At 72.1% G+C, this 17,878-nt stretch carries 15 protein-coding genes and 2 tRNA genes; 2 read left to right on the top strand and 15 right to left on the bottom strand.

Translation table 11 applies throughout. The features are described 5' to 3' along the window. Positions 1-16: 16 nt before the first annotated feature. The 7 genes from ABZV77_RS25990 to ABZV77_RS25960 all read right to left on the bottom strand — a co-directional run bounded on the left by ABZV77_RS25990 (position 17) and on the right by ABZV77_RS25960 (position 5,047). Entirely contained in the window at positions 17-1,552 is a 1,536-nt protein-coding gene (locus ABZV77_RS25990) for a HAMP domain-containing sensor histidine kinase (protein ID WP_356261308.1), read from the bottom strand. Beyond that, positions 1,549-2,298, bottom strand: a complete 750-nt coding sequence (locus tag ABZV77_RS25985) for a response regulator transcription factor (protein ID WP_356261305.1) — start codon at positions 2,296-2,298, stop codon at positions 1,549-1,551. The genes ABZV77_RS25990 and ABZV77_RS25985 overlap by 4 nt, the downstream gene beginning before the upstream one ends. A gap of 84 nt (positions 2,299-2,382) precedes the next feature. Then, positions 2,383-3,258, bottom strand: coding sequence for an amidohydrolase family protein (locus ABZV77_RS25980; RefSeq protein WP_356261629.1), 876 nt, complete (start codon positions 3,256-3,258; stop codon positions 2,383-2,385). Positions 3,259-3,289: 31 nt separating this feature from the next. Beyond that, the gene (locus ABZV77_RS25975) at positions 3,290-3,634 is read right to left on the bottom strand and encodes an antibiotic biosynthesis monooxygenase (RefSeq protein ID WP_356261302.1); all 345 of its coding nucleotides are present in this window, start codon (positions 3,632-3,634) and stop codon (positions 3,290-3,292) included. Positions 3,635-3,720: 86 nt separating this feature from the next. Beyond that, complete coding sequence (locus tag ABZV77_RS25970; protein WP_356261299.1) at positions 3,721-4,596, bottom strand: DUF2797 domain-containing protein; 876 nt, start codon at positions 4,594-4,596, stop codon at positions 3,721-3,723. 91 nt (positions 4,597-4,687) lie between these two features. After that, a tRNA-Arg gene (locus ABZV77_RS25965) sits at positions 4,688-4,760 on the bottom strand. Between the two features lie 196 nt (positions 4,761-4,956). Continuing rightward, positions 4,957-5,047, bottom strand: a tRNA-Ser gene (locus ABZV77_RS25960). 192 nt (positions 5,048-5,239) lie between these two features. On the opposite strand from ABZV77_RS25960, the gene ABZV77_RS25955 reads away from it, so the two are divergent. Beyond that, entirely contained in the window at positions 5,240-5,662 is a 423-nt protein-coding gene (locus ABZV77_RS25955) for an SSI family serine proteinase inhibitor (RefSeq protein ID WP_356261297.1), read from the top strand. Positions 5,663-5,829: 167 nt separating this feature from the next. Further along, entirely contained in the window at positions 5,830-10,125 is a 4,296-nt protein-coding gene (locus ABZV77_RS25950) for a PAS domain-containing protein (RefSeq protein WP_356261294.1), read from the top strand. Between the two features lie 193 nt (positions 10,126-10,318). Here ABZV77_RS25950 and ABZV77_RS25945 read toward each other — a convergent pair whose 3' ends face one another. From ABZV77_RS25945 to ABZV77_RS25910, 8 genes are all read right to left on the bottom strand, one after another. Then, positions 10,319-10,741 (bottom strand): hypothetical protein, encoded by a 423-nt coding sequence (locus tag ABZV77_RS25945; protein WP_356261291.1) that lies wholly within the window; start codon positions 10,739-10,741, stop codon positions 10,319-10,321. Positions 10,742-10,888: 147 nt separating this feature from the next. Further along, the gene (locus tag ABZV77_RS25940; RefSeq protein ID WP_356261289.1) at positions 10,889-12,574 is read right to left on the bottom strand and encodes a long-chain fatty acid--CoA ligase; all 1,686 of its coding nucleotides are present in this window, start codon (positions 12,572-12,574) and stop codon (positions 10,889-10,891) included. Positions 12,575-12,668: 94 nt separating this feature from the next. After that, a complete protein-coding gene (locus ABZV77_RS25935) occupies positions 12,669-13,238 on the bottom strand; it encodes a SigE family RNA polymerase sigma factor (RefSeq protein WP_356261626.1) in 570 nt (189 codons plus the stop codon). A 195-nt stretch (positions 13,239-13,433) separates the two neighbouring features. Continuing rightward, on the bottom strand, positions 13,434-14,270 hold the full coding sequence (locus ABZV77_RS25930) for a DUF1906 domain-containing protein (protein WP_356261286.1): 837 nt from the start codon (positions 14,268-14,270) through the stop codon (positions 13,434-13,436). 52 nt (positions 14,271-14,322) lie between these two features. Beyond that, positions 14,323-15,489: a lipid-transfer protein gene (locus tag ABZV77_RS25925; RefSeq protein WP_356261284.1), complete on the bottom strand. Its 1,167-nt coding sequence runs from the start codon at positions 15,487-15,489 to the stop codon at positions 14,323-14,325. Next, a complete protein-coding gene (locus ABZV77_RS25920) occupies positions 15,486-15,899 on the bottom strand; it encodes a MaoC family dehydratase (protein ID WP_356261281.1) in 414 nt (137 codons plus the stop codon). The genes ABZV77_RS25925 and ABZV77_RS25920 overlap by 4 nt, the downstream gene beginning before the upstream one ends. Before the next feature lie 14 nt (positions 15,900-15,913). Beyond that, complete coding sequence (locus ABZV77_RS25915) at positions 15,914-16,942, bottom strand: acyl-CoA dehydrogenase family protein (protein ID WP_356261278.1); 1,029 nt, start codon at positions 16,940-16,942, stop codon at positions 15,914-15,916. 1 nt (position 16,943) lies between these two features. Further along, positions 16,944-17,861: a bifunctional MaoC family dehydratase N-terminal/OB-fold nucleic acid binding domain-containing protein gene (locus ABZV77_RS25910; protein ID WP_356261623.1), complete on the bottom strand. Its 918-nt coding sequence runs from the start codon at positions 17,859-17,861 to the stop codon at positions 16,944-16,946. Positions 17,862-17,878 lie beyond the last annotated feature (17 nt).

Genomic DNA, 17,878 nt, shown 5'->3' with positions numbered 1-17,878 from the left:
CTCGCCAAGTGGTCTGTCAGGGCTGTGTGGTGAGCCTGTGGTGCGGCTGTGAGGTGGCGGACGGCGTGCTTCCGGCCGCCGGAGAAGCCGCCGGGGAGGCCGCCGGAGAAGCCGCCGGGAGCGCGACGACGAACACCGTGCGCCCCGGCACGCTCTCGACGGTGACCGTGCCGCCGTGCGCGGTCACGATGGCGCGGACGAGCGCGAGACCCAGGCCGGTGGAACCGGCCTGGCGCGACCGGGAGGCGTCCCCGCGGGCGAACCGTTCGAAGACGGCGGGCAGGAGACCGGCCGGAATGCCGGGGCCGTCGTCCTGGACCTCCAGGCGGACGCCGGGGCCGTCCCCGCGCACCCGGGCCGTGACCGTCGTGCCGGGTGGGGTGTGGGTGCGGGCGTTGGCGAGGAGGTTGACGACGACCTGGTGCAGGCGCGCGGTGTCGGCGCTGACCAGGGCGGGCTCGTCGGGGAGTTCGAGGCGCCAGTGGTGGTCGGGCCCGGCGGCCCGCGCGTCGCTGACGGCGTCGACGACGAGCGGTGCGAGATCAGTGCTCCGGTACGAGAGCGGCTGCTCCGCGTCGAGCCGCGCGAGCAGCAGCAGATCCTCGACGAGGCCGGTCATCCGCTCGGCCTCGGACTCGATCCTGCCGAGCGCGTGCCGGGTGTCGGGCCCGGTCGACTCACGTCCGCGGCGCGTCAGTTCGGCGTATCCGCGGATGGATGCGAGCGGCGTCCGCAGCTCGTGGCTGGCGTCCGCGACGAACTGGCGCACCCGTGTCTCGCTGCGCTGGCGCGCGTCCAGAGCGGAGTGGACGTGGTCGAGCATGCGGTTGAGCGCGGCGCCCACCTGCCCGACCTCCGTGCGCGGGTCGGCGTCGGGGGCGCGCTCGTGCAGGGCCACCTCGCCGCTGTGCAGGGGGAGCTCGGCGACCCGGGTGGCGGTGCTCGCGATCCTGCGCAGCGGGCGCAGCGCGACGCCGACCATGGCGGCCCCGGCGAGCGAGGCGGCGACGAGGCCCGCCGCGGTGACGCAGACCTCGACGACGATCAGCGTGTTGAGGGTGTTCTGCACCTTGGCGGTCGGCAGTCCGACGAGGAAGTCGCCCTTGTGCCCGCTCGTGTACTGCACGCGGTACTCGCCGAGCCCCGGGACGTCGACGTTGTGCGCCTGCCCGTCCCTCGGCACGTCGGCGAGCGCGGCCAGCTGCGCCGCGGCCAGCTCCGTCGCGTCCGGCACCGTGCCGCCGCCGTCGTCCTCCGTGCTGACGAGGGCGCGCCCGAGCGTGCCGTCCCGGCCCACCTCGGCGCCGACGGCCCCGATCTCCTGCGGGCCGTGCGTGACGAAGTCCAGCGGGTCGTCCCGCGTCCCGGGGCCGGGCCCCGGCGCGACGGCGGGCCCCGAAGCCCGCTGGGCGACCCCGCCGAGCGCCCCGTCCAACTGCTCGTACAGATGGGACTTGAGGGCGATGGTCGTCACCACGCCGATGACCGCACACACGACGGCGATCAGCGCGACGGCGGAGAGGACGAGCCGCGTGCGGAGGGTGAGTCTCACGAGGGGACGGGCACCGCGGACTTGATCAGGTATCCCGCCCCGCGCCGCGTGTGGATCATCGGCTCCCGGCCCGCGTCGAGCTTCCTGCGGAGGTACGAGATGTAGAGCTCGACGACGTTGGCCTGGCCGCCGAAGTCGTAGTTCCACACCCGGTCCAGGATCTGCGCCTTGCTGAGCACGCGCCGCGGATTGCGCATGAGGTAGCGCAGCAGCTCGAACTCGGTGGCGGTCAGGTGGATGGAGTCCCCGCCCCGCGTCACCTCGTGGCTGTCCTCGTCGAGGGTCAGGTCGCCCACGACCAGCGTCGACTCACTGCGCTTGTCGGCGGCGCCGGCCCGCCGGATGAGCCCGCGCAGCCGCGCCACCACCTCTTCCAGACTGAACGGCTTGGTGACGTAGTCGTCGCCGCCCGCGGTGAGCCCGGCTATGCGGTCCTCGACCGCGTCCTTCGCGGTCAGGAACAGCACGGGCACGTCCGGCATCTCCCTGCGCAGCCTGCCGAGCACGGAGAGCCCGTCCATGTCGGGCAGCATCATGTCGAGCACCACGGCGTCCGGCCGGAACGCGCGCGCGGCCCGCACCGCGCCCGCGCCGTCCCCCGCGCTGCGGATCTGCCAGCCCTCGTAGCGCAGGGCCATGGACAACAGCTCGGTGAGCGACACCTCGTCGTCCACGACGAGCACACGGACGGGGCTCCCGTCCGGCCTGAGCAGTTCGGTACGCGTCTGGGGCGTGGTCGTGGTCATGCACCACACCCTGCGCGGCGCCCCTGAGAGCACTCTTGCGCGAACCTGTGAATTCCCTGAGAAACCGCGGCCGGGACCGTCCTCCTACCGCACGCCGAACACCCCGGAGGCGTTCCCGTACAGCACCCCGCGCAGCCACGCGTCCCCGAGCCCCAGCCGCTCCAGGGACTCCAGCTGGTGGAGGTAGGTGTACGGGATGTTCGGGAAGTCGCTCCCCAGCAGCACCCGGTCCCCCAGGTCGGCGAGCCGCCCCAGTTCCGCCGCCGGGAACGGCATGAGCCGCTCGCTGAAGTCGGTGAAGGTCATGGTGGTGTCCAGGCGCACCTCGCCGTACCGCTCCGCGAGCGCGAAGAACTCGGCGTACTCGGGCATCCCCATGTGCGCCACCACGAGCCGCAGCCGCGGATGCCGCGCGAGGAGCCGCTCGATCGGCTCGGGCCCGGTGTGCTTGCCGGGCTCGGGCCCGGACCCGCAGTGCATCACGACGGGCACCCCGGCCTCGGCGAGAAGCCCCCAGACCGCTTCGAGCAACGGATCGTTGGGGTCGTATCCGCCCACCTGGACATGGGACTTGAAGACCCGCGCCCCCGCCTCGACGGCCTCCCGCACGTACCTGTCCACACCCGGCTCCGGGAAGAACGTCGCGGTGTGCAGACACCCGGGCGTGCGCCGCGCGAAGTCGGCGGACCACCCGTTCAGCCACTCCGCCATGCCCGCCTTGTGCGGATAGAGCATCGAGGTGAAGGCCCGCACCCCGAACTCCCCGAGCAGCGCGACCCGCCGCTCCTCCTCGTGCCGGTAGGTGATGGGCCACTCCACCGCGCCCGACGCCCCGTAGTTGTCGAAGTACGCCCACACCTTCCGCAGCACGCGGTCCGGCATGAAGTGCGTGTGTACGTCGATGAGCCCGGGAAGCCCGAGCCGCTCCCAGAAGCCCCGCACCGCAGCGGCCTCACCGATCCCACCGGTCCCGCTACTCCCGCTGCTCCCGCTACTCCCGCACAAACCCGTGGCTCCTCTCGACCTTGGCGACGTGCAAGACGTACTTCTCGTACCAGTCCTCGCGTCCGCGCCGCTGGGCCGCGCGGTGCTCCAGGTTGCTCCGCCAGACCTTGATGGACTCCTCGTCCCGGAAGTACGAGACGGTGATGCCGATGCCGCCCGGGGTGCGGGCCGACTCGGTGCCGAGGAACCCCGGCACGTCCGCGACCAGCTCGTCCATGCGGTCGGAGGTCTCCCCGTAGCCGTTGTCGTCCTCGGTGCGCACGGAGGTGAAGATGACGGAGTAATAAGGCGGTTCGAAGGGCCCGACAGGACCCGTGGCTAGATCACTCATGTCGCCACACTCGGGCTCCCACCGCACCGGCGTCCACCCCTCCGGGCGATCTCTTGCCCAACGGTCGAGCGGACTTGACCATTCGGTCAGAAAAGCCCGTCCTGCTCGGCACCGCCGCCCGCGGGCTCCACGGCAAGCACCGGCACGCTCACGCCCGCCCCCGCATCGGCCGCCACCAGCGCCCACCCCACGAGCACGCGCGTATCGACCACCAGGACGCCCCCGTCCGCGACCGCCAGCTGCAGATCGGGCCCCGCCGCGGCGACCAGCCGCCCCGCGACCGCCCCGCCGTCGACCAGCTCCCGCACCACCCCGTCCGCCACCGGGCCGCCGAGCGCGCCGAGCCCGAACGCCCCCGCATGGTCGACGGCCTCGAACGGCACCCGCTCCAGCGCCTCGGCCCACCCGTCGAGCGCCACGGCCCGCCCGTGAAGCCCCGCCAGCTCCCGCTCCCGCTCCGCCCACACCGGCAGCGCCCCGCGGACCCCGCGCTTGCGTGCGTACGGCACCCGGTCCGGCACCCCGAGCGCGGCCCGCAGCAGCTCCTCCGTACGCCGCGCCGCCATCAAAGGACCGCGCCCCAGCCAGCAGAACGCCACCGCCCCCTGCTCAAGGAGCCGCACGGCACCCCGCTGCTCCGCCGTGATCCCGACCTTGACCAGTCCGGCCCCGAACCACGCGAGATACACCCGGTACGTACGCGGATCGTCGGGCACCCCGTCCGCCGCCACCGAGAACGCCCGGTCGAGGCGCGCGCACTCCGGACAGCGCGCCTGCGTCGCCCGGCCCGGCACGACGGCCCGCAGCGGACACGGATTGCCCCGCGCACCCACGCACCGCCGCTCTCCGACGGCCCGGAACCCGATGTCCTGCCCGTACGCGAGGACGCTGCGCCGCCCGCCCTCCCACCGCAGCTCGGGCGTCCCGTCCGGCCACCCGAGCCCCGCGCAACGCCATTCCATTGAGCGGCTCCTCGTGCCGGGTGAGGGGGGGTGGTGCAGAAGAAAAAGCCAGAGGCCCTGTGGATTTCTCCACAGGGCCTCTGGTCTGCTGTGCACTCGGCAGGATTCGAACCTGCAACCTTCTGATCCGTAGTCAGATGCTCTATCCGTTAAGCTACGAGTGCTTGATTTTTCTTTTGTTCTCGTCTCCGCTTCCCGGCCCTTCGGCCCGTTCGCGGCGACAGGAAGAACATTACATGACTGCCGCCGCCATGTGAAATCCGTTGGTCGGACCCCTTGTGAGCTGCGAAAACACCGCCCAGGGGACCCATGACGCACCGAAGCCCCGGTCCACAAGGACCGGGGCTTCGGATCAAGCTGCGGAGGCGGAGGGATTTGAACCCTCGATGGGATTTAAGTCCCAAACCGCATTAGCAGTGCGGCGCCATAGACCGGACTAGGCGACGCCTCCAGCTTGCACACCTGCGCGAGCGCGGGGTGCGTGCAGATGATGACACAGCCAGGCGGTGTGTCACCAATCGCGGCACCAACGGTACTAGTCGCGCGGCCCGCAGGGCAAAGCGTTACTGCGCACCGCAACATCCCGGGGCGAACGGCGTTAGAGCGGTAGAGCCACCCGTCCCGCCGTACCCATGGAGCCCACATGCTGCGTCGTCTCGCCCTCACCGCCGTCGCCTCCGTCGCCGCGCTGTCCGCCGTGCCCGCCACCGCCCAGGCCACGGCGCTCACCGCGCCCCCCACCGACCGCCTCACCGTGACGGTCACCGGCTCGGGAGGCGCGGGCGACGGGACGTACGAACTGAACTGCCACCCGACCGGCGGGTCGCACCCGGACGCGGCGGCGGCGTGCAAGCGGCTCACCGAGGTCACCGTCTGGGGAACCGATCCTTTTGCGCCCGTGCCCAAGGACTCGATGTGCACGATGCAGTACGGCGGACCCGCCACCGCGCACGTCACGGGCGTCTGGCAGGGGCGCCCCGTGGACGCCACGTACGACCGCAGCAACGGCTGCGAGATCTCGCGGTGGGACGGTCTCGTGCCGGTGCTGCCCGCGACCTCCGCGTGACCAGGCAGTACTGAAAACTCACATCTTCTGCGTGCGACCTCCCTCTCATCCGGCGTCGCGCCCGCAACCACTCCCCGTAGACTCCCTCCCGTGACACGCCACGGGCCGGCGGGCAAGATGGCCCGAGCGAGTCGGCAAGCAGCGGTAACCAGGGAGGAAGCGTCGTCGTGAGCAGCAGGCCATCCCGAGGCGCTGCTCGCCTCGCAGCCATACTCGACGCGCTCCCTGATGCGCTGGTCCTCGTCAACGCCAACGGCACGGTCGTGAACGCCAACGCGATCGCGCTGGAAGCGTTCGAGACGCCCGGCACCGCGCTCGTGGGGCGCGGTCTGCTCGACCTGCTGCCGGAGTTCGACTCCCGGCTCATCCCCGGGTCCATGCGGCGCCCGGACACCATCGACGAGCGCGGGCGCACCAAGCCCACCCGGATGACCGCCCGGCGCACGGACGGCTTCGAGTTCCCCGTCGAGGTCACGAGCTCCCCGCTGGAGGACGGCAGGGACGCCTACGACCACCACGGATACACGGGCGACGAGCTGCTGATGCTCGTTGTACGCGACCTTTCGGGCACCGTGGACACCGAGGCCGAGCTGGCGCGTTCGCAGCGGCAGACCGAGATGATCCTGCGGGCCGCGGCCGAGGGCGTCGTCGGCACGGACACCGACGGACGCGTCGTCCTGGTCAACCCGGCCGCCGCCCAGATACTGGGCTTCAGGGCGAGCGACCTCGGCGGGCAGGAACTGCACCCGCTGGTCCTGCACTCGCGCGCCGACGGCGAGCCGTTCCCGTACGAGGAGTCCCCGCTCGCCGACACCCTGCGCTCCGGGCGCAAGCATCGGGTGCGCGGGCAGGTCCTGTGGTCCAAGAGCGGCGCCAGGGTGCCGGTCGACCTGACGACGTCGCCGGTGCGCGACGGTGACCAACTGGTCGGCGCGGTGATGACCTTCACCGACCGCAGGCCCTACGACGAGCTGGCCGAGAAGCACGAGGCCGTCCTGGAGCGGCACGCCGAGGAGATCCGCGCCGCCGCCGAGGAGCGCGCCGCCGAGATCAAGGCGGCCGAGGAGCAGCGGGCCGAGGAGCTCGCCGCCGAACAGGAGCGGTACGCGGCGCTGGCCGAGCGCGAGAAGGACCGCTTCGAAGAGCTCGCCGAACGCGAGAAGTCCCGGTACGAGACGCTGGCCGCGCGGCACGAGCAGCTGCTCGCCGTCCTCGGCTCGTCGCTGCGCGGGCCCCTGGACGAGCTGCGCCGCGAGCTGGCCGCGCTCGCCTCGGACGACGCCGGACAGCTGTGGCCCGAAGCCAACCAGGTCCTGCACCACCTGTCGGCCGGGTACGCCCGGATGACCACGCTCGTCGACAACGTCCTCGGCTACCAGCGGCTCGACGCGGGCGACGAACAGCTCTCCCGTACGCCGGTCATGCTCGACGCGGTCGTCGCCGCGGGCGTGGAGGGCGCGGTCGAGCTGATCGGGCCCGGCCGCGCCCAGTTCGCGGTGCACGCGCCGCCGATAGCGCTCGTGGTCGACGCGGAGCGGCTCGCCACCGCGGTCGCCCACCTCGTCGCGGACGTGGCGGGCATCGACGCGACCGGCAACGCGCGCGCGGGTGTCGAACCGGTGGTCGCCGGTGGCTATGTGGACTCGACCATCGTCGTCGCCGCGGCCCAGCGCGGCGAGGTCGTCCGCATCGAGGTGCGGGGGCCTTACGCCGGGGGGGACCCGGTGCACGAGCCGATCGTGCGGGGCATCGTGCGGGCACACGGAGGCGTGCTGCAGACGCATGAGGTGCCGGGCATGGGCGGCAGTGCGTATGTGCTTGAGGTGCCGATCGGGGCGGTGTCTCCGGAGGCCGGTCTTTCAGAGGCCGGTCTTTCAGAGGCTGGGCCTTCAGAGGCTGGGCCTTCAGAGGCTGCTCCTTCGGTTTCCGCCGTTCCTGCTCTCGGTGGGTCGGTCGTGGTGCCCGAGCAGGCGTCGGGTCCGGCGGGCGGCGGGCGTCGGCGGGCCCGGCGTTCCTCGGTGGACTCCTTCTTGGACAGTGCTGTTGCGGGAGCGGCGGACTCTTCGGGCGGTGCGTCGTCCGCGTCCGGTGGCGCGGAGACGGGCGAGGCCGGTGCTGGTGCCGGTTCCGGTGCTGGTGCCGGTGAGGGCGCTCCGCCGAGCGGTACGGGGCGGCGCAGGGGACGGCGTGCGGCGGAGGCCTCTCCGGAGAGCCTGGGCGGTGCCGTGGCCACGGATCTGGTCGGCCCGCGGGCGGGCGGTCCCGGTGTGACGGCGCAGGCTCCGGCTCCGGAGACGCCGGGTGGCGCTGCCAGTGGCGGGACGGGGCGGCGGCGCGGTCGGCCGAGTGCCGCCGAGGGTGCCGTGATGACGGCGGCGGAACACGCGGCCGGATCCGCCGCGTTGGGCGAGACGGTGCCGCCGCAGGGCGTGCCCGTCCCCGGCGGGGCGACGGAACGGCGTGCCCGGCGCGCCGGTGAGCAGCACGCGTTGCCTGCGCTGGCTTCGGGCCCGTCGGAGCCGTCCGGTGCCGCACCCGGCGCCGAGCTCGCCGCGGTGGAGGCCGGACACGGTGACGCCGCGCGGCCCGCGGGACGGCGTGCGCGGCGCGCGCTGGCCGCCGCCAAGGAGCGGGCCGAGGCGGAGGAGGCGAACAACGGACGCGTGTTCGCGCTGCCGCCCGCCGCGGCCGACCGCACCCCTGCGGAGGACGCCGCGGCCGCCCAGGGCCACGGCGCGACCGGCCGCGGGGACGACGACCACACCCCGCCGCAGCCGCACCCGACGCAGGCTCCGACGGGGCGCCGTTCCCGTCAGGCGGTTCCTGGGGCCGGGGAGCGGGCGGATCAGGCCGGGCAGGGCGAGCAGGTGGCTCCCCCGGCCGCCGAGTCCGGTCCGCTGCCCGCGCCGCAGCCGTGGCCCGAGGGCACCACGCCGCCCGGCGGCGTGCCCGCCCAGGGCACCCAGCACTCCGCCGGTACTCCGGCTCAGGGCGTCCCGACGCCGGGCAGAGGCGCCGCGCTCCCGCCCGAGCGCGGTGCGCAGGCACGGGCGGCCCAGCCGCTGCCCGCCGAGGCCGCGCCCGGCGACCCCAACTCGACGCAGGGGCGCGCGATCAGCGTGCGTACGCTCGGGCAGGGCGTGCCGTTCGGCCAGCAGATCGCCGAGCAGCAGGCCGCGCAGGGCGGCGGCGCCGCACCGGGCCAGGGTCAGGGCCAGGGCCAGGGTCGACAGCAGCAGCAACAACCGCCGCGGAACGCACGCATTCCGCAGTCCCCGCTGCCCCCACAAGCACCGCAGAACCCGCAGTCCCCGCAAACCCCGCAGACCCCGTCGGCTTCCCAGCCCGGGGAGACCGGTGCGCAGCAGCAGGCGTCACCGGCCGCCGCGGCGGGCCCGATGCCCGCACCGGAGGGCACCACCACCGGACAGCAGCAGTCGCAGCCCCAGTCCCAGTCCCAGACACTCGGTGGCTCCGGGCGTCGGCGCAGGCTGGCCACGCCGCCCGACCCCGCGGCCGACGAGCGTCCCGAGACCTCGGCGCGCCCGCACCCGCAGCCCCAGCCGCACACCCCGGCGCACCCCCAGTCCCGCATCGCGTCGGTCACCGAGGGCGCGGGCCGGTCGTACGCGATCGGCGCGCCGGACGAGGACGCCGACGAGGGCCCGGAGCCGCTCGACGGACCCGGCGGCGCCGTGGAGGTCGCGAACCGGCCGCAGCCCCAGCCGATGGACGACGAACTGCCGCCCGAGCCGCTGGACAACCCGCGCCGTCTCCTGGTGTGGCCCGCGCCGGACGTCACCACGCAGCAGGCGCTGAGCGACCGCGGCTACCGCCCGGTGATCGTGCATTCGCGCGAGGAGGTCGACGCACAGATCGCGGCGTTCCCCGCGGCGCTGTTCGTGGACCCGCTGACCGGGCCGATCACGCGCACGGCGCTGCAGTCGCTGCGCCAGGCGGCCGTGGCGGCCGAGGTGCCCGTCCTCGTGACGGCCGGGCTCGGCCAGGCGACGCGCGAGGCGGCGTACGGCGCCGATCCCGCCGTACTCCTGAAGGCCCTTGCGCCGCGCGACAGCGAGCAGCACCCCTCGCGCGTCCTGCTCATCGAGGAGCACGAGGAGATCGCGCTCGCCCTGACGGCCACGCTGGAGCGGCGCGGCATGCAGGTCGCACGGGCCGAGAGCGATGCGGACGCGGTGACTCTCGCGGCGCAGATGCGGCCGAACCTCGTGGTGATGGACCTGCTGCAGGTACGCCGCCGCAGGGCCGGGATCGTCGACTGGCTGCGCGCGAACGGCCAGTTGAACCGCACGCCGCTGGTCGTCTACACCGCGGCCGTCGACGAGACGGAGCTGCCGAAGCTCGCCGCGGGCGAGAGCGTCCTGTTCCTGGCGGAGCGCTCCACCAGCGAAGAGGTGCAGGGCCGGATCGTGGACCTGCTGGCGAAGATCGGCACGAACTAGCGGGTTCGGGCGGGTTCGGCGCGGCCAAGGTGGTCTCGGCCGGCTATGTCACGGCCGTGGTGTCCGTGCCGCTGTTCTGGCTGGGCGGCGGCGCGCTCTGGGCGCTGGGGGTGGACGGGCGTGTGCGCGGTCGCCGCCCTGTGGCTCGCGCTCGGCTGGGCGACAACGGCGGCACCGCGCCGTCCCGCAACCCCTATTCGTTGAAGACCCGGCTCTTCGCGATCTCTTTCCCGATGGAAAGCGTGTAGAGCTTCATCTGGTAGTCACCGACGTTGTTCACGTCGTTGGCGAATTTCCCGCAGTTGGCGTCGCCACCGTCAGTTGCGGAGTTGACGACGTACCAGTCACCCCCGATGGGCTTGTAGAACAACTTTCCCTTGACGCCGGACCCGTCGGCCCGGGTGTCGCAGACGTTGAAGGTATCGCCGTCATCGTGGAACCACATGACCCCCAGCCGGGCCGGGTCCTTGATCTCGATGTCCTCAAGGGCAAAAGCCGGGGAGGCGGAGAACAGGACCGCGGTGGTGACGGCCGCGGCAACTACACCGATTCGCTTGCCAAGTGATCTTTGCATAGCACGGGATCGTAGACAGGGAACGGCCACGACGATCATCACGAACCGATTCACATCCAACGACTTTTGAATCACGGCCCCATTTCACGCAGGGACATGAAGGGCTTTCTGGCCATGCGCAGTGATTGACGGCCAGATTTGCCCTTCGCCCGACCGCGCCCCATTTGGGACCCGCGTGACGCTCCGCCCTCAGACCTGCGTGACGTCCAACGCCCCCTCCGCGAAGCGCCCCCGCAACACCTTCTTGTCGAACTTCCCCACGCTCGTCTTCGGCACCTCTGCCACCACGGTCCACCGCTCCGGAAGCTGCCACCTGGCAATGCCGCTGGTGGCGAGGTGCTCGCGGAGAACGGGGAAGTCCGCCTCGACGCCCTCCCTGAGCACCACGGCGGCCAACGGCCGCTCGCCCCACTTCTCGTCCGGGACGGCCACGACGGCGGCCTCGGCCACGTCGGGGTGGGACATGAGGGCGTTCTCCAGCTCGACCGAGGAAATCCACTCACCGCCCGACTTGATGACGTCCTTCGCCCGGTCGGTCAGGGTGAGGAATCCATCCGGACTGATGACGCCGACATCGCCGGTCTTCAACCAGCCGTCCTCGCTGAACTTGTCCGAGGGCCGGGACGGTTCACCGTCCGGGCCGCCGAAATACGACCCCGCAATCCACGGACCGCGCACCTCGAGCTCACCGGCCGATTCACCGTCCCAGGAAAGCTCTTCCCCGCTCGGGCCGATGAGACGCCCCTCGACTCCGGCCGGGAAACGGCCCTGCGTGACCCGGTAGGCGAATTCCTCTTCGGAACCGGGCGCCGCCGAGGCGGGCGGCCTCGCCACCGTGCCCAGGGGCGAGGTCTCGGTCATTCCCCAAGCGTGGAACACCCGCATTCCGAGAGCGTCGAATGCCTTCATGAGGGCGGGTGGACAGGCCGAGCCGCCAATCGTCACCTGCGTCAGGGAACTGACGTCACGCGGCTTGGCGGTCAGTTCGGCCAGCAGGCCCTGCCAGATCGTCGGAACGGCCGCAGCATGCGTGGGCCGCCTGCTCTCGATCATCTCGGCGATCGGAGCGGGCTGGAGGAAGCGGTCCGGCATCAGCATGTTCACACCGGTCATGAACGCCGCGTGCGGCAGCCCCCAGGAGTTGCAGTGGAACTGCGGGACGATGACCAGCGAGAGGTCCGCGTCCGTCAGGCCCATGGACTCGGTCATGTTGACCTGCATGGAGTGCAGATAGATGGACCGGTGGGAGTACGCCACTCCCTTGGGCTCCCCGGTGGTGCCGGAGGTGTAGCAGAGGGAGGCCGCCCGCCGCTCGTCCAGGTCGGGCCAGGCGTAGGCGGTGGGGTGCCCCGCGATCAGTTCCTCGTACTCGTGCACCCGCACCCCGGAGGCCGCGGCCAGCGCCGTACGGGCCTCCTCCGTCATCGCCCCGGAAACGACCACGTGCTCGAGCCGGGGCAGCTTCGGGAGGAGCGGCACCAACAGCCCGACCAGCGAGCCGTTCACCAGGATCACCTTGTCGCCCGCGTGGTGCGCGATGTAGGCGAGCTGGTCGGCCGGAAGCCGGAGGTTCAGGGTGTGCAGGACCGCGCCCATGGACGGCACCGCGAAGTACGCCTCGACGTGCTCGGCGTTGTTCCACATCAGGGTTCCCGCGACTTCGCCCTCCGCGACGCCCAGCTCCCCGAGCGCGTGCGCGAGCTGAGCGGCACGCTCGCCGATCTCGCGGAAGCTACGACTCTGCGGGGCACCGTCGCCGGTCCAGGTCGTGACCTGTGACGTCCCGTGCACGGTCATGCCGTGCCGAAGGATCCGGGTGACGGTCAGCGGTACGTCCTGCATCGTGCTCAGCACGGCGTCCTCCTGGGGCGACATCGCCTACGCGGCAGTAAGGGCTGCGCTGATTCTGCGCGCATACCGCGCGGTATGTCACTAGTCCAGGGGATGATCGATCATCGGCCGCGTCCGTTCAGCGGACCGGCGTGAGCTCCGGGTCCTCGCGGAGCTTGCCCAGCGCACGCGACACCGCACTCTTGACGGTGCCCACGGACACCCCGAGCACCTCGGCGGTCTGGACCTCGCTCAGGTCCTCGTAATACCTGAGGACGACCATGGCCCGCTGCCGCGCAGGCAGCTTCATGATCGCGCGCCACATCGCGTCGCGGAGCACCTGCTGCTCGGCCGGATCCCCCGCCGGCGTCACCTCCGGCTCCGGCAACTCGTCGCACGCGAACTCGTCGACCTTCCGCTTCCGCCACTGCGACGTACGCGTGTTCAGCAGGGCCCGACGCACATAGCCGTCGAGCGCGCGGTGGTCCTCGATCCGGTCCCACGCCACATACGTCTTGGTGAGCGCGGTCTGCAGCAGGTCCTCGGCATCGCTCGGATTCGCGGTCAGCGAGCGGGCGGTGCGCAGCAGTACGGGCTGGCGGGCCCGTACGTAGGACGCGAACGACGGGTACGCGGAGGGCCCGGTGGCCCTCGTCGGACCCGCGCCCCGCGTCGCGGCCTTCGATGCGCTGGTGCACACGGTCACCATGGATGCGGTCATGGCTCCACGCTAGAAGCGCCCCCTACTTCCGCGGATCGGCCGCAGGTCCCGAAGCCGTGTCCGCCTCAGGTTGTACGAGTGGGGGTGGCCCCACCTCCTACAGGTGGAGGAGACGCAGTACCCCCCTGAGGGTTCACCCCCGAGAGCCACCCCGGCGCACCGCCCGCCCGAACGGCGCCCGGTCTAGCGGATGCGCGCCACGGGGGCGTGCATCAGATTGCGGTCGATCATCAGCGTGCGCCCGCCGTGGCGCTCCTTCACGTTCCCCGCGTACTGGTGGATACGCCGGGCCGGACGCCACGCCGCAGGGCTCAGGGCGGGCTCGCGGTACAGGTGGGGGTCGGTGTGCCAGCGCGCGAACCACATCACCGACGGCAGATCCCGTACGCCTGCCCGCCGTGCCGCCTCCATGTGCCGCACCCCCGAGTCGGCGCTGCTGTAGAAACCCGGAACGTAGCCGAGCCTGCGCACCTCGCGGTCCCAGGACCTGATGAAGGACAGCGTGGTGTGCGCGCACCGCTTCTTCCGGTAGGTGTACGCCTCCATGTCCAGGTAGAGCGGGCTGTGCCGCCGGACGCCGATCGTCTTGGCCGCGCGGACCGCGTCGCGCCCCTCCTTCGTCCCCTGCCGCCAGGGGTGCCGTCCCATGCGGACGTGCTTCTTGTTCTTGGCGGTGACGCACGGCGACTGCGACCCGACGTACACCGGGAGGACCCGCCAGCCCATCCGCTTCACCGCGCGCATCCAGCCGTGGTTCAGATGCGGCTGCCGCTTGCAGGCCCGGCCGCGGCCCGCGTAGTAGACGCCGACGGCGCGGTAGTCGGACCGGCGCCAGCGCCGCATGGTGTCGGTGGACTGGGTCGCGCAGGTGTCGAAGGCCCAGCCGCGGAAGGTCGACGTCCCGGCGGGCGCCCCGCCGGCGGGGCGGTCGGACGCGACACCCGGTGGCGACGCGGTCAGGTCCATGGTCAAGGCCGTCATCACGAGGACGAATCCAATGATCAACTTCCGGATACGCATACGGCGAGTGAAAGCCCACCGCCCCGCTCCGCGGCCGGGACACGCGCCGCGTTCAGCCGTCCGACCCCAGAATCAGCCCCGATGTGGGGACGCCCGTGCCCGCGGTCACCAGGGTGCGCGCGGCGCCCGGTATCTGGTTCACGGAGGTGCCGCGCACCTGACGGACCGCTTCCGCTATGCCGTTCATGCCGTGCAGGTAGGCCTCTCCCAGCTGCCCGCCGTGCGTGTTCAGGGGCAACTTCTCCGCGGCCACGAAGTCCGCGGCCTCCCCCGGCGCGCAGAACCCGAACTCCTCCAATTGCATCAACACGAACGGTGTGAAGTGGTCGTACAGGATCCCCACATCGATGTCCGAGGGGGCCAGCCCCGAGGTGCGCCACAACTGCTTCGCCACCACCCCCATTTCGGGCAGCCCCCGCAGGTCGTCGCGGTAGAAGCTGGTCATCTGCTCCTGCGCCCGGCCCGCCCCCTGGGCCGCCGCCGTGATCACTGCGGGCGGCTGCCGGAGGTCGCGGGCCCGCTCCGCGCTGGTGACGACGATCGCCTGGCCGCCGTCCGTCTCCTGACAGCAGTCCAGGAGCCGCAGGGGCTCGACGATCCAGCGGGACGCGGCATGGTCCTCCAGCGTGATCGGCTTCCCGTGGAAGTAGGCCGCGGGGTTGGTGGCCGCGTACTTCCGGTCCATGACGGCGACGTGCCCGAAGGCCTCCGGCGCCAGACCGTACGCATGGAGATAGCGCTGGGCGGCCATCGCCACCCAGGAGGCGGGTGTCAGCAGGCCGAAGGGGAGGGCCCAGCCGAGCGCGGCGCCCTCGGCGGACGGCTCCCGCTGCTGCACCCCGGAGCCGAATCTGCGCCCGGAGCGCTCGTTGAACGCGCGGTAGCAGACGACCACTTCGGCCACCCCGGTCGCCACCGCGAGGGCCGCCTGCTGGACGGTGGCGCAGGCCGCACCGCCGCCGTAGTGGATGCGGGAGAAGAAGGACAGCTCCCCGATACCGGCCGCCTGGGCGACCGTGATCTCCGGGCTCGTGTCCATGGTGAACGTGACCAGGCCGTCGACGTCGGCAGGGGTGAGCCCGGCGTCATCGAGCGCGGCGCCCACCGCCTCCACGGCCAGCTTGAGCTCGCTGCGCCCCGAGTCCTTGGAGAACTCCGTCGCTCCTATGCCGACGATCGCGGCCCTGCCCCCGAGGCTGTCGCGCGAACGGACACTCATGCGGCGCCTCCCTCGGGCACGGTCACCGTGACCGTGCCGTTGACGTGCTTGCCGATGCCGTTGGCACCGACGACCTTCACCACGGCCGTCGCACCCCCGGGCGCGGCCTCGACCTGCTCGACGGTGCCGGTCAACACCATCGTGTCCCCGGGGTAGTTCGGCGCACCGAGCCGTATCGCCACCTTGCGCAGCACGGCGGTGGGGCCGAAGTGGTCCGTGATGTACCGCCCGACCAGGCCGTTCGTCGTCAGGATGTTCATGAAGATGTCGGGGGAGCCCTTGGCCTGCGCGAGCTCCGCGTCGTGGTGCACGTCCTGGTAGTCGCGGGAGGCGAGGGCCCCGGCGACGATCAGCGTGCGGGTGATCGGGATCTCCAGCGGAGCCAGTTCCTCACCCGGCATCGTCCTCATACCGACTCTCCCTTTCACTCCGGCTCCCCCTGCGCGATCAACTCGCCCAACTCCTCCAGGACTTCGCTGCCACATCCCAGATACGCGTCCAGCTGCCGCCCCCACAGGAAGTGCCGGTGCACGGGATGGTCGAGGTCGGCCCCCATGCCGCCGTGCAGATGCTGGCCCGCGTGGACGACGCGCTTGCCCGCCTCCGACGCCCACCATGCGGCGGTGAGCGCGTGTGTGTCGTACGGCAGGCCGGTGTCACGGCGCCAGGCCGCTTCGTAGGCCGTGACGCGGATCGCCTCCGTATCCATATGGGAGTCGGCGGCCCGGAGTTGCACGCCCTGCTTCGCGGACAGGGGGCGGCCGAACTGCTCCCGCTCGTTCGTATGGGCCACCGCGCGGGCCAGCGATCCCGCGCACACCCCGGCCTGCAGCCCGGCGAAGGCCGTCCGCGCCCCGGCCCGCACGTCGTCGTACGCCCCGGGACCGCCCAGCCGCTCCCCCGGCGTGCGGTCGAGGACGAGCCTGCCCGCAGCCCAGGGCGCGGTCAGCTCGACCGGCTCCACGCGCGCGTCGGCGACCCGCACCAGCCACAGGGTGCGGTCGGCCGCCGCCACCAGGACGACCGTCGCGTCCCGCAGCCACGGCACCCACCCCACCGTGCCGCTCAGCGACCCGTCCGCGGACGCCGTCACTCCGCCCCGGGCAGGGAACGCCCCCGTCGCCACCGCGCTCCCCTGCCGGAGCGCGGGCAACAGCCGGTCCCGCTGGTCCGCCGTGCCGTGCGCGCCGACCGCCAGCACCCCGTACACACAGCTCGCCGCGAACGGCACCTGCGCCGTCACCCGCCCCTGCTCCTCCAGGAGGAGCACGAGACCGAGCAGCCCGACGTCGTCCACCGCACCCGGCAGCCCCGCCGCACACAGCGCCTTCCACAGCTCGGCGTCCGAACCGGTGCCCGCCGCCGCAAGCCGCTCCGGTGTGGCCAGGTCGCCGAAGATCTCCCCGGCGAGATCGCGCGCGGCCGCCTGCTCCTCCGTGGGTGTGAAGTCCATGTCAGCCCGCACCCCCCGCCACGCCTCGGAACACCGGTAGCTCCACCTCGGCGTCCACCCGCTGGAATTCGAGCCGGACCGGCATCCCTATCCGCACCTTGTCGTACGGCACCCCAATGATGTTGCTGACGATCCGCACGCCCTCCACCAGCTCGACGAGCCCCACGGCGTAGGGAGGGTCGAAGGCGGGGAAGGGCGGGTGGTGCATCACCACGTACGAATAGACCGTGCCCTCACCGCTCGCCTCGACCGTGTCCCACTCGGGCGAACCGCAGGCGTTGCAGCCCGGCAGCCAGGGGAAGCGGAGCGTGCCGCAGCCGCCGCAGCGCTGGATCAGGAGGCGGTGCCCGGAGACGCCCTCCCAGAACCCGGCGTTGTCGCGGTTGACCACCGGGCGGGGGCGCTTGCCCTTCGGTTTCCGCTTCGCCGGGGCGTACTTGAGGATGCGGAAGCGATGCGTCCCCGCGAGTGCGCCGCCCGCGCGGACGTCCATCCGGGTCGTGACGAAGTGGCCCGTACCCAGCTTGGTCGTCTTGCGCTCGGACACCGACTCGATCACCGCGTCGAAGGTGATCTCGTCGCCGGGCCGCAGCGCCCGCACGTACTCCTGCTCGCAGTCCGTGGCGACCACCGAGGTGTACCCCGCGCCGTCGAGCAGGGCGAACAACTCGTCGTGCGCCGAGGAGCGGCCGTCGTGACCGGAGAGGCCGCCCATCGTCCAGGCCTGCAGCATCGTCGGCGGCGCCACCGGATCCGCCCCCGCGTAGGCAGGATTGGTGTCGCCCATCGCCTCGCACCAGTGCCTGATCATGGGCGTGTTGACCGGATCCTTGCCGTGTCCCGCCGCCGCCGCGACCCTGCCCTCGAACGCCTGCAACTCCTCGTAGGCGATGTCCTTCACGGTCCCGTCGTACGCGATGTCCTGCACCTGCACCG

Origin of the sequence: Streptomyces sp. NPDC004732, from assembly GCF_040609235.1 — a bacterium.
In the GTDB taxonomy this organism is placed as follows: domain Bacteria; phylum Actinomycetota; class Actinomycetes; order Streptomycetales; family Streptomycetaceae; genus Streptomyces.
The sequence above is the reverse complement of the archived record's forward strand: the minus strand, read 5'-3'. Positions and strand labels throughout refer to the sequence as shown.

What these genes read in the sequence shown, in the direction of transcription:
- ABZV77_RS25985 (WP_356261305.1), bottom strand. Translation starts at nt 2,298, where the DNA reads ATGACCACGACCACGCCCCAGACGCGTACCGAACTGCTCAGGCCGGAC.
- ABZV77_RS25975 (WP_356261302.1), bottom strand. Translation starts at nt 3,634, where the DNA reads ATGAGTGATCTAGCCACGGGTCCTGTCGGGCCCTTCGAACCGCCTTAT.
- ABZV77_RS25970 (WP_356261299.1), bottom strand. Translation starts at nt 4,596, where the DNA reads ATGGAATGGCGTTGCGCGGGGCTCGGGTGGCCGGACGGGACGCCCGAG.
- ABZV77_RS25955 (WP_356261297.1), top strand. Translation starts at nt 5,240, where the DNA reads ATGCTGCGTCGTCTCGCCCTCACCGCCGTCGCCTCCGTCGCCGCGCTG.
- ABZV77_RS25940 (WP_356261289.1), bottom strand. Translation starts at nt 12,574, where the DNA reads ATGTCGCCCCAGGAGGACGCCGTGCTGAGCACGATGCAGGACGTACCG.
- ABZV77_RS25935 (WP_356261626.1), bottom strand. Translation starts at nt 13,238, where the DNA reads ATGGTGACCGTGTGCACCAGCGCATCGAAGGCCGCGACGCGGGGCGCG.
- ABZV77_RS25930 (WP_356261286.1), bottom strand. Translation starts at nt 14,270, where the DNA reads ATGCGTATCCGGAAGTTGATCATTGGATTCGTCCTCGTGATGACGGCC.
- ABZV77_RS25925 (WP_356261284.1), bottom strand. Translation starts at nt 15,489, where the DNA reads ATGAGTGTCCGTTCGCGCGACAGCCTCGGGGGCAGGGCCGCGATCGTC.
- ABZV77_RS25920 (WP_356261281.1), bottom strand. Translation starts at nt 15,899, where the DNA reads ATGAGGACGATGCCGGGTGAGGAACTGGCTCCGCTGGAGATCCCGATC.
- ABZV77_RS25915 (WP_356261278.1), bottom strand. Translation starts at nt 16,942, where the DNA reads ATGGACTTCACACCCACGGAGGAGCAGGCGGCCGCGCGCGATCTCGCC.